Source organism: Streptomyces sp. SAS_270 (assembly GCF_052543295.1).
Genome location: NZ_JBMNDS010000070.1, coordinates 41,893 through 52,973 on the forward strand (window position 1 = coordinate 41,893; position 11,081 = coordinate 52,973).

General features: G+C 65.8%; 9 protein-coding genes and 1 pseudogene. 6 read left to right on the forward strand and 4 right to left on the reverse strand.

Annotated features, from left to right (window positions below; translation table 11 throughout):
• The first annotated feature begins 82 nt into the window (after window positions 1-82).
• A complete protein-coding gene (locus ACN6LB_RS34430) occupies window positions 83-1,621 on the forward strand; it encodes a glycosyltransferase family 39 protein (RefSeq protein ID WP_445029262.1) in 1,539 nt (512 codons plus the stop codon).
• Window positions 1,622-1,722: 101 nt separating this feature from the next.
• Here ACN6LB_RS34430 and ACN6LB_RS34435 read toward each other — a convergent pair whose 3' ends face one another.
• Both ACN6LB_RS34435 and ACN6LB_RS34440 read right to left on the reverse strand, forming a co-directional pair.
• Window positions 1,723-3,060, reverse strand: coding sequence for a right-handed parallel beta-helix repeat-containing protein (locus tag ACN6LB_RS34435; protein WP_445029263.1), 1,338 nt, complete (start codon window positions 3,058-3,060; stop codon window positions 1,723-1,725).
• Between the two features lie 156 nt (window positions 3,061-3,216).
• Complete coding sequence (locus ACN6LB_RS34440) at window positions 3,217-4,077, reverse strand: SGNH/GDSL hydrolase family protein (RefSeq protein WP_445029264.1); 861 nt, start codon at window positions 4,075-4,077, stop codon at window positions 3,217-3,219.
• Between the two features lie 1,250 nt (window positions 4,078-5,327).
• Here ACN6LB_RS34440 and ACN6LB_RS34445 point away from each other — a divergent pair.
• Entirely contained in the window at window positions 5,328-6,869 is a 1,542-nt protein-coding gene (locus ACN6LB_RS34445) for a family 43 glycosylhydrolase (RefSeq protein ID WP_445029265.1), read from the forward strand.
• A gap of 113 nt (window positions 6,870-6,982) precedes the next feature.
• Window positions 6,983-7,150: pseudogene (locus ACN6LB_RS34450) on the forward strand (IS5/IS1182 family transposase); the annotation flags it as partial.
• A 116-nt stretch (window positions 7,151-7,266) separates the two neighbouring features.
• Here ACN6LB_RS34450 and ACN6LB_RS34455 read toward each other — a convergent pair.
• Window positions 7,267-8,190 carry a hypothetical protein gene (locus ACN6LB_RS34455; protein WP_445029266.1) on the reverse strand — a complete coding sequence of 308 codons (924 nt, stop codon included), beginning with the start codon at window positions 8,188-8,190 and terminating at the stop codon, window positions 7,267-7,269.
• Window positions 8,191-8,365: 175 nt separating this feature from the next.
• Between ACN6LB_RS34455 and ACN6LB_RS34460 the strand changes: the two genes are divergently transcribed.
• Together ACN6LB_RS34460 and ACN6LB_RS34465 are read left to right on the forward strand one after the other, a co-directional pair.
• Complete coding sequence (locus ACN6LB_RS34460; RefSeq protein WP_445029267.1) at window positions 8,366-9,577, forward strand: histidine kinase; 1,212 nt, start codon at window positions 8,366-8,368, stop codon at window positions 9,575-9,577.
• On the forward strand, window positions 9,565-10,215 hold the full coding sequence (locus ACN6LB_RS34465) for a LuxR C-terminal-related transcriptional regulator (RefSeq protein ID WP_445029268.1): 651 nt from the start codon (window positions 9,565-9,567) through the stop codon (window positions 10,213-10,215). Before ACN6LB_RS34460 ends, ACN6LB_RS34465 begins: the two co-directional genes overlap by 13 nt.
• A gap of 272 nt (window positions 10,216-10,487) precedes the next feature.
• Here ACN6LB_RS34465 and tnpA read toward each other — a convergent pair whose 3' ends face one another.
• Complete coding sequence (gene tnpA / locus ACN6LB_RS34470; RefSeq protein WP_445029269.1) at window positions 10,488-10,904, reverse strand: IS200/IS605 family transposase; 417 nt, start codon at window positions 10,902-10,904, stop codon at window positions 10,488-10,490.
• A gap of 25 nt (window positions 10,905-10,929) precedes the next feature.
• Here tnpA and ACN6LB_RS34475 point away from each other — a divergent pair.
• Window positions 10,930-11,081 (forward strand): helix-turn-helix domain-containing protein (locus ACN6LB_RS34475; protein WP_445029270.1); only part of this gene is annotated, 152 nt, incomplete at its 3' end.

Here is an 11,081-nt window from a genome sequence, read left to right on the forward strand (position 1 = left end):
TCAGGTTGGGTCAGCAACCGGTCAACGAGGTCCGGGCACGCTGGCGGAACATCTTCGCCACTGCTGAAAGGCCCTGCCGCCGATGTCCGTTGCCGAACGTGGCCCCGCCGTGGCCAGGACCGTTTCCCGTCCCGCACCCGCCCGTCGACGATCACCGGGCCCGGCCAAAGCCGTTGTCGTCATCGCGCCCTTGGTCCTGTCCGTCGCTCTCGGGCTTTGGGGCATCCGCAGGAAGAACACCATGTGGGGGGACGAGTCCGTCACCTACCAGCTCGCACACCGCGACCTTTCGCAGATATGGCTCACCGCCCAGCACATCGATCTGGTCCATGCCCTCTACTACGCCGTGATGCATGAGATCTTCGGCCTCTTCGGCGCGGGGCTGCTGACGTTACGGTTGCCGTCTGTGCTGGCGATGTCCGTGGCGGCGAGCGGAGTCGGGCTTCTGGGGCTACGCCTGGCGGGGCCCCGTGCCGGACTGCTGGCCGGGCTGGTGTTCGCTCTCCTTCCCCAGGTCCAGAAGTACGCGCAGGAAGGTCGCTCGTACGCCATGGTCTGTGCCCTGATCAGCTGGGCCACCTATGCGCTCGTGATCAGCGTCCCGCATCGCACCCGGTGGCGGTGGGCGGTCTATGGCTCCACCATGCTGCTGGCCTGTCTCCTCCATGAGTTCGCGGTCCTCGCCCTGGTCGCACACGGCGTCACACTGGTCGTCTCCCGTGTTCCACGACCGGTGCTGAAAGCGTGGAGTATGTCTGCCGCGGGCGTTGTGGCCGGGCTGTTGCCACTGGCGATCCGTAGTGCGCGGCAGTCGGCGCAGGTGTCCTGGATCGACGGACCGGTGCGGCTCAATGATGTCCTGGCCGTGGCAGTGGTGGGCGTGGTGTGTGCGCTTGCTCCCCTGGGGATGAGGGGACCCGTACGGCTTTCCGTGCTGGCTGTGCCGATCGTTGTGCTTCCGGGCCTTCTGCTCCTCATCGCCTCACTGGTCAAACCCCTTTTCGTCGACCGGTACGTGCTCTACAGCAATATCGGAATCGCCTTGCTGCTGGGCGCATGGATGGATTACTTGCTCCGGAGGCAGCGGTCTTCCCGCACCGCGTGGATCGCGGCGGTTGCAGCGGTTGCCGTACTGGCCGCGCTCGTTCAGCCGAGCCTCTCGCTGAGGACACCCGAAAGCCGGAGCAATGATGCCACCGCCATCGGCGCCGCCGTACGGAAGGAAAGCCGACCCGGCGACGGGCTGCTCTATCTCTCCGGCCGGCACCGGATCTTGACCGCGGCCAACCCCGAGGACACCCGTCTCCTGACAGATCTCGCCCTGGCACAGGATGCCATTTCGTCAAACACACTTGCAGGTGTCGAGCTTCCCGCCCAGGATATCGCGGCACGCATGCTGGAATTCGACCGAATCGTCGCGGTCCGCGCGGCGGATGCGCACTTACCGAACAACCCGCAGGAGGAAGCGAAAACAAGCACCTTGCGGCACTATTTCCGCGAGTACGGAACAACCCATGTCAAGGGAGCGCGAGTCACCGTCTATGTCCGAGACCAGGACCCGTCTGCGAAGGCTGATCCTGGATCCGGCAGCCCGGGAGCGAGCGGTGGGGTGAGGAGGTGACTGCGGGTGGTGCCGACCGGGCCCGGCACCACCCACCGTCGCGCTGCCTCGACCGGTTGAAGAAGTCCGTCATCTCGTGGTCGTAGGGTGGGCGGCTTCCGTCAGTGTTCGAAGGCGCCGAGGTCCGGAGCCGAGCCGTTGTAGGGCAGACCGACATTGAGGCCCTTGTCGATCAGTGTGCTGTTCGCGGCGAGGCGCAGGTGGGGAAGCAGGGGGAGGCTGCCGTCGGCTTGGCGGGGCGCGTCCCAGCCGGACGTCGACACGCTCTGGAACTGGGAGTTGGACAGATTGACGTTCAGATTCCAGGAATTGTACGAGGAGTTGGTCCCGTTCATGTTCGACAGCAGCGTGCCGGTGTAGGCGATGTTGTTGCGCAGGTTGCCGAGGCCTATAGCGGTGCCGCTCGGGGAGATTCCGAGCATGTTGAAGTCCGGGTGATTTCCGTAGCTCGTGTTGTTGAAGAAGTCGTCCGCTACGGTGTGGTGATTGGCGTAGAAGCCTGAAGACCGGTTGTTGAACGCTACGGAGGAGCGGACGGTGTGTTTGACACCGTTCGACACGTACTTTCCGCCGTAGCCGCCGGCCTTGAAGCCGTTGCCGTTGCCGATTGCGGTGGTGGTCCCCGGCAGATATCCGTTGAGCCACGCCCAGGAGTTCTCGATCGTGACGGACGAGAAGGCGTTGATGAGGTCGAAGCCGTCGTCGGAATTCCACCAGGCGCGATCGCCTCGGAAGACGTTTCCGGGGTGGTTGGCCGAGACGTGGGCGCCGAAACCGTCGGCGCTCTCGCCGGCTCCGTTGGACGTGTGCGGGTCGTAGTTGTGGTGGGAGTCCGAGTTGAGGACGAGGTTGCCGCCGCCGTCCTGGATGAACAGGCCCGGACCCATGTTGTGGTGGAGGTCCAACTGCTCGAAGGTGTTGTTGCTGCCAGAGATCCAGATTCCCCAGGACTCGTGGTTAAGGTTGTTGTTCTGCGGTACGCCGGTGACTGTGAGCCCCTTGAGGCGGATCCAATTTCCGGTGACGTCGAACCCCTTGATCCGGCAGTCGTCGTTCATCTGCGAGAAGTCGAAGACCGGCCTCTCTCCCGGATAGGCGACGTAGCTGATGAGGTTGCCGGAACTGCCGCTCTTGTTCAGGGTGACTGCGTCGACTCTGTCGGTCTGGCTACTGCAACTTGCGTTCGCACGGGTATACGCGTACGTGCCGCCGCGGAAGTAGACGGTGTCGCCGGCCTGCGCGACGGACTGGGCGTGGGCGAACGTCTTCCAGGGAGTCGATTGGCTTCCTGCGGCGCTGTCGTTGCCGGTGGGGGAGACGTAATAGACCTTTCCTGCTGCGGCGTTACCTACCGGTGCCGACCCAGCGAGCACGGTGGCGACAATCGCCATGACCGCGGAGACCGGGAGGGCGACCTTCCTCTGCTTGGAACGTTTCATTTTCTTCTCCACATCGCTCGGAAGGCAGGTGATTGAGTTCGGGATCAGCGTCGCGCGGTGAACAGTCAGCCGGGCCACGGACTGTGTACCGGGCTCGGCGGCCGAGCCCCCCGGACCCTGACGAGGGGAACGGAGAGAGTTCGTGCCGCCGGGGGATTACCTTAGGTACAGGGCAAGCGGAAGGTTCTTGTGGCGTATGTCGTCGGTGACGAGGCGGGCGATCCGCTGCGCGCCGTAGGCTTCGAAGTGGGTGTGGTCATTGCAGAAGAAAGCACCCAACGGGCCTGATCCGTAATCGCCGTTGTTCGGACAGAAGCGCAGGCTGTTGTAGAGCGAGACGCTCAGCGCCTCGAGGTCGACGACCGGTGCCCCGGTGGTGGATCCGGCCGCGAAGGTCTGAGGGACGAAGGCCCGGTTCTTGGTGGCGGTGCTGCCGGAACAGGTGATGGCGGCGACCGAAGTGAGTAGAACCGGGTGCGCTCCTCGGTCCAGGGCGGCCTGCGCCATCATGGTCATCAACTGCTGGTACCGGGGCCTGCCTACGTGCCGCGGACAGGCGGAGTCGGTGTCGTTGATGCCGAACTGGATGAAGAGGTAGTCGCCGGGTTTCATGCCGGCGGTCGAGTTCAGCATCGCCTGCCAGCGCGATGAGTACGCGTTGGAGCGGAGCACGCACTCGCCGTCGGAGCCCTTGGTGTTGCTCACATTCGACTCGTACAGCCAGGTCTGGATGCTGCGGCCGCTCACCGCTCGGTTCTTGACTGTGACGTCGCTGGTGAACAGGGCGTCGAACTGACTGCCCCAGCCGACGGGGCAACGGCTGCTGGGGTCGGCCATGGTGGAGTCACCGGCCAGCCACACGGTGACCGGCTGAGCCGCCCGTGCGGCTGGGGCCGCGGCGAGGGACGTACCGGAACAGTGCCCCCCGGCACTTCCGGCCTCAGAGACACCGCTGACGCCGAACGCCGACAAGGCGATCACCGCAGCGGTCGTGAGAAGGATCCGAAGCGTCTTCAAGGGTTCTCCGGTTCTCCGGGGGCAGGCACGGATGCCGTCTGTGAAGTGTGAAGGCTGGGCGATTGGCAGTGGGTCGTGGTTGTGAACAGCGCTTGGCCGGTGGGGTCTTGGGCGGGGTGCGGCCGCACAGGTCTCTTCATGGCGAAGCGACGGCGCACGCGCCGCACACCCTGGCCGATCCGTCCCGCCGACCGAACTGGGCGCCGCTGAGAGCCCATTCACCACACCCAATTCCTGTGATCGTTCACAGATCGGATCTAACGCAGGTCAGAGTCCGGTGGATTCAGTGAGTGGAAGGTGCATCACGCAGCTTCCCGATCGGGCGGGTACCTGTCAACAGGCGCTCGTGAATTGGGAGTTCTGGACTCATGGGGCGGCACGGGTGGAGGGCGGGGGCAAGTAGCCTCACTGTCCGCGCCGGGCGAAGAGGACCAGTTCGGAGGCGCTTCGGGTGACAGCGGGTCGCCGAGGGGTGCAGTTCTGTGAGTGCCAAGAGTCGTCGTATTCGAACATGACCAAACAGTAAGACGGACAAAATTCTTGACGACGCGTCGGGGCTTCCCTACTCTCACCCGTCGTGGGACCGCTCCCACGCCTCCAAGAGTGAACGATCACCCTGTCGTTCGAGTGTTACGTCCACTCACCCCCACATCGGAGGTCATCGTGCCTGACTCACGCATGTGTCCATGCACTTGTGCCGCGCCTGGCGGTGGGCCGCGACGGCGGGGCAGGTGGAGATCTTCTTCCCCTCCGGCTCTGTCCGCGTGCCGGTCGCCAACCTGGCACACCCTGGCGTCCAGGCCCACGGAGCGGCTGCTGGCTGAACACGGGCCACATGTCTGACTATTGACAGTCCGCACTCGCCGGTCCCTTTGACGGTGCTGGCGCGCCGATTGACGGTGTTGGCGCGCCGACTGTGCGCCGATCCGTTCCCTGCTCGACAGCTCTGGCAGATCGCCGTCGGCGCGGCAGTCGGCAGTCGGTTATGGGTCCTCGGAGCCATCAGCGGCCCCTACGGCAATGCAGACACGGACCGGCACTGAACGCTGCGCTGCCCCTGAGGGTCGGGGCGCGCTCGTCGGCTATCGACACCGGCATCAACGGGACCGAACGGTGGTGCCGACTACGCCAAAGTCACGGTCTACAACCGTCTGCCGAATATCGGGGCCTTCGAGTGTTCGGCGGGTGTCGTCCGCCATCTCTGAAGTCGACCGAACAGCCTGGAGAGCAAGTGAAGAGGAGCATATGAAATGCTACGGAGAATCCCCCGATGGACGATCGTTGCCCTGCTGTTCCCGGTCGCGGCTGCCTTGGCGTTCTTCGGCAACTCGGCTGGTTCGAGCGCCGCAACCCCACTGCCTCAAAGGAACGTGAGTGCTGCCGCTCCGGTGCTCCAGAACGATGTCTTCTGGAAGGACACCTCCGGGAACCCGATCTATTCCCAGGGCGGAGGTGTACTGAAAGTCGGCACAACGTACTACTGGTACGGCGTGAAGTACGACGGAGCTGTCAGCTACTACAACAACCCGGCTGGCGGAAAGAACAGCAACACGTCCTTCAACGCGATCACTTCCTACTCCTCCACGGACTTGGTGCACTGGAAATTCGAGGGGAACGTCATGACCTCCTCGGACGTGAGTGGTAGCTCGTGGCTCGGCAGGGTGGGCGTGGCGCACAATCCGACCACTGGCAAATACGTGCTGGTGGCCCAGCTCAACAGCGGGCTCATGTTCGCCACAAGCAGCACGCCGGCAGGTCACTTCAGCCTCGCGGGCACCCAGTCGAGCATCGGGAATGTCGTCAACAACATGTCCGGCGACCAATCGGTCTTCACCGATGACGACGGGCGGGCCTATCTGATCTTCAGCAACAAGAGCGGCAGGTCGAACCTGTACGTCGCACCGCTGCGCTCCTCGGACTACCTGCACGTCGACACCGCCACGAAGATCTACAGCAGCTCATCGGGCGGACGCGAAGGCAACATCATGTTCAAGCATGCCGGAACCTACTATTTCTGTTCCTCCGATCTGCACGGCTGGAACGCTTCCCATACGTACTGCATCAAGTCGACGAAGATCAACAGTGGGTATTCGTCGGAGTTCGTCATGCAGGGCACGGATGCTGACTTCTCGCATGTGACGCAGACCGGCCTGGCGTTCGAAGTGACCGGTTCATCCGGATCGTTCGTCATGTTCGGAGGTGACCGCTGGAGTGACTTCGCGGGCAACGGAATCGGCTACAACCAGTGGGTGCCGGTCACCTTCAACGGCACGACGCCCGTCTTCCATTCGCTCAACCAGTGGAGCGTCGATGCCGCGGCGGGCACGTGGGCCGTCGGCAGTGGTAACAACCACGTCCTGAACCCGAGCGTCGAGGCCGACCGGGTCGCCCAGAAGACGCTGGCCGGATGGACGAACTCGTCCAACGTCAGCAGTGACCCGAACAGCAATCACCTGGGTGGACACACCGGACGCTGGGCGATATCGCAGTCCTACACCTCCGCCTACAAGGCAAGCATGTACCAGAACATCGCGGTGCCGAACGGGACGTATTCGTTGTCGGCCTGGGTCAAGAGCAGTGGCGGGCAGAGGTCGGCGGACATCTTCGCCAAGAACTTCGGCGCGGGCGAAATGGACCGTGCGATCAACCAGTCGACAGCCAACTGGACGAAGGTCGTCATCTCCGGAATCAACGTGACCACTGGGTCGATCCAGGTCGGCGTGGCCTCCGACGCGAATCCCGAGAACTGGGTGAACGTCGATGACTTCGAGCTGGTGCAAACCGGTCAATGAGGTTCTTCGAGCGGGCCACCGATCGGGTGACGGTCCGTGAAGCGCAACGAGCGAGGCCCCCGGGCAGTTGATCGAGATGTCTGACGTCTCAACCACGCTGCTCAGGGGCCTCGTTGGTCATCTATCCGGCCGCACTCGACCTGCCACATGCGCTCGTGGAGTGGGTCACCATGCTCATCGTCGCCCGTGAGGGTGACCGCCGCTGCAAGCTCCGTCCGTCCCAGGGCGCGATGGGGGTACTGGTGTACCTGCGCGAGCACACCACCCTGGCGAAGGTCGCTCGACGAGGACCTCGACCGCCTCGCCCAGCGCGGGCGGGAGGTCCTGCCCGTGACCGCCCGGGTGGGCGACGGCGCGCCGGCTGGTGTGAGCCTTCGGGGACGGACCGAGTCGGGTGTCAGCGTGGGCGGAAGAGGTAGGCGAGGTTGAGGACCACCAGTCCGGCCCAGGAGATGAGCAGTGCGGTGGTCCCGCCGGGAGTGAAGGTTGTCGCGACGGTGCCGAGGATCAGTGAGAGCAACAGGACCCTGAGCTCCGCCCTTCGGTCGCGGACCACAGCTCGCTGAAGAGGGCCGGGCTCCGCCAGCCGCTCGGCGCACAACTCGTCGAACGACGCGGCGACGCGGTCGTCGATCCGGTCCCCGAGCCGTTCGACGAACAGGTCCACGATGGCGTTCTCGCCCCCGCCTTCCGGGCGCTCGGCGGGCTGGGGGCGTTTTGCCGGTGCCGGGGGTTGCTCGGTCATCTTGGTCTCCTCCAGAGGTGTGGGCGGGGGCGTGGCGCCAGCACCCGCAGCGACAGCGGGTCGGCGATGGTGGGGCGGACGATCGTGGCCGGGGAAGCCGGGGCGGCAGGAAGCGGTGGCCAGCACGACGCACAAGGCCGCCATCGGTAGTTCCGCGACGGCGGCCATCGCGATCGCTGCGGCGAGTTCGGCTCCGCGGGCAGAGGTGACGATGTCGAACCAGGCGTCGACGATCAGCAGCGCGGCGGTTGCCGCCGCGGTGAGCGGGTGCCGAGGATCCCGGCGCAGCAGCAGCGCTCCGGTGGCGGTGAGGCCCAGGGCCTCCAGCGCATCCAGCCCCACCCACGCGGCTGACCAGTGCGGGACGCTGGGTGCGGTGGGCAGCGTGGCCGCCAGCACGAGCAGCCAGGGCAGCAGCGCGAGGCCGCACCCGATCATCGCCATGCCGGGCCACCGTCTCCTGTGGATGGTGCCTTGCTCTTGCAGCACAGCGGTGTGCGGCAAGAAGAACACGTCCGCGATGGCGGCGGGCAGCGCGTCCGCAGCGCCGCAAGCTGCCGAATCTACGAGGGCCATGGGGCTGCGTCTCCTCCCGGATGCGGGCTTGTGTGCCTTACGTGGACAAGCTTTCCTGCGGCGGGTGCGCGCGTCGGTAACGCGAAGGTCCGACTTGAAGGTGGTACTGGCTTCACCATCGATCCGGATGCACGGTGCATGGCATGTGCGTCACCAGGCGTTCTACCGTCGAGCCATGAGGAGTTATCGGACGCTGCGACGCGCATTACTTCGAGCGGGACGGGACACCGGATTCGTGGCAGCCGGGATCCCGCTGCACCTTGCCCTGGCGTCGCAGTGGGTCTGGGGCGTGACCATCGTTGTGAAGGCGAACGCGTGGGCCGTGGTCCCGATACCGTTCGCGCTGTTCGTCGTCGGCGTTCCGGCGCTCACCGTTGTTCAACGACACCGTTATCGAGCCTTACTCGGTATGGACGTCCCCCGGCTGACGCCGACGCCGCAACGATGGTGGCCCAGGCGTGCCCTGCGGTGGTTGTCCTCGGCCCAGACCTGGCGACAGGTCGGATACCACCTTCTGCTCGGGCCGTTGCTGGCTGCTATGGAACTGCTCGTGCTCGCGGCATGGGCCGCGGCGGTGGCGGGCGTCACCGTGTTCTCGTATGGCTCCGCGCTGCCGGTGGAGCAGGCGGTTTTCTGCACCGTCGGCGGCGTCGTGCTGCTGTGCAGCGCACCCTGGCTGGCCGGGGCGACGGCCCGGACCGAGGCCCGGCTCGCGCTGGCGCTGCTGGGGCCGAGCCGGAACGAGCGGCTTCAACGGCGTGTCGAGCACCTGGCCGAGAGCCGCAGCGACCTGATCGAAGCCGTCGACAGCGAGCGCCGCCGTATCGAACGCGACCTGCACGACGGCACCCAGCAGCGCCTGGTCTCCCTCGCGGTCAATCTGGGACTGGCCAGGGCAACCCTCACCGACCTGCCGGACGATGCCCGCACCGCCATCGACGAGGCGCACCGCGAGGCGAAGGAGGCCATCGCTGAACTCAACGACTTGGTCCGCGGGTTGCACCCCGCGGTCCTCGAAGACCGAGGGCTGGACGCTGCGTTGTCCGGCCTGGCCGCCCGGGTACCGTTGCCGGTAGGCCTGCGCGTCGACCTCGGAGAGCGAGCAGCGCCCGTCGTGGAGTCGGTCGCCTATTTCGTGGTTTCTGAGGCGCTGACCAACGTCACCAAGCACGCCCGCGCCACCCGCGCGGAGGTGACCGTCGAACGGATCGGGAAGGTGCTGCGCGTGAACGTCACCGACGACGGGAGCGGTGGCGCCGACGCCTCGGCCGGCAGTGGGCTGAACGGACTGGCCAAACGCGTCGGCTCCGTCGACGGAACGTTCCGCGTCAGCAGCCCCGCCGGGGGCCCGACCACCCTCACCGCGGAGCTGCCGTGCGAGCTGTGATCGCTGAAGACTCGGTGCTGCTGCGCGTCGGGCTCGTCAAGGTGCTCGAGATGGCTGGCTTCCTGATCGCAGCCGACGTGGGTGACGCGGACGCCCTGTTGACCGCGGTCGAGCAACACCGGCCCGAACTTGCCCTGGTCGATGTCCGCATGCCACCGGCCTTCACCGACGAGGGAGTGCGCGCCGCGCTGGTGATCCGCCGCCAGTGGCCCCAAACGGCGGTGGTTCTGCTCTCGCAGTACGTGGAGGAGCGGTACGCGGCCGATCTGCTGAGCGCCCACACCAACGGTGTCGGCTACCTGCTCAAGCAACGTGTCGCCGACGTGGAGGAGTTCATCGCCGCGGTACGGCGGGTCGCGGACGGCGGCACGGCGCTGGATCCCGAGGTCGTCGCCCAGTTGCTGCTGCGCCGCCACAGCGACCCGTTGGAGCGGCTGACGCCCCGTGAACGGGAGGTGCTGGCGCTGATGGCCGAGGGACGTTCCAACGCGGGGATCGCCGAGGCACTGGTGGTCAGCGACAGCGCGGTCGCCAAGCACATCAACAACATCTTCGCCAAACTCGGCCTGCCCGCCGCCGACGCCGACCACCGACGCGTCCTCGCCGTGCTGCGATTCCTCGGGGTGCCCTCGAACTGACCGGCTACGCCGGACCGGCTACGCCGGACCGGCTCTGGTCGTCAGGCATTCGCTCGACGCACTCCTGTCCGTGAGTGACGATCCGTGCGCCAGGTAACGCGCTACCGGAATTCATTCGCAGTGCGTCGGCCTTCAGGCCGATGGTGAAGCGAAGCTGATGGTGGCGACGCGGAGGGTCGCGGATTCAGGTCCGGCGGAGCCGGACACCGCAGTTCCTCGCCCGCGCGGTGCGGAGTGTCGCGCGGGCTGGTCCCGGCGGAGCCGGGTGGTGCTCACACCGGCCGGTTCTGCTGTTCGATGTACTGCCTGACCACGCTGAGCGGGGCGCCGCCGACGGTTCCGGCGAAGTAGGAGCCGGACCACAGCTTGTTGGCCCGCCAGTAGTGCCGTACCAGGTCGGGGAACTCCTGGCGCAGGCGGCGGGAGGAGACGCCCTTGAGGGAGTTGACCAGTTTGGTCACGGCGACCTTGGGCGGGAAGTTCACCAGCAGGTGGACGTGGTTGTTCTCGCCGTTGAACTCCACCAGCTCGCACTCGAAGTCCGTACACACCGACCGCATGATCTCCTCCATGCGCGTCAGATGAACATCGGTGAACACCTTGTGCCGGAACTTGGTCACGAAGACCAAGTGGACGTGCATCACGAAAGCACAGTGCCGACCAGTTCTGATCTTCTGCATCTCGCCCATAACCCAAGTATGTACCGTGAGGGTCATGCAGCTCCGGTACGCCTTCAGGTTGTACCCGGACACCGGCCAGCAGAGGGAGTTGGCGAAGGCGTTCGGGTGCGCCCGTGTCGTGTTCAACGACGCGGTCCGCGCCCGTGAGGAGGCCAGAGCGGCCAAGCAGCCGTTCCCCACGGCCGC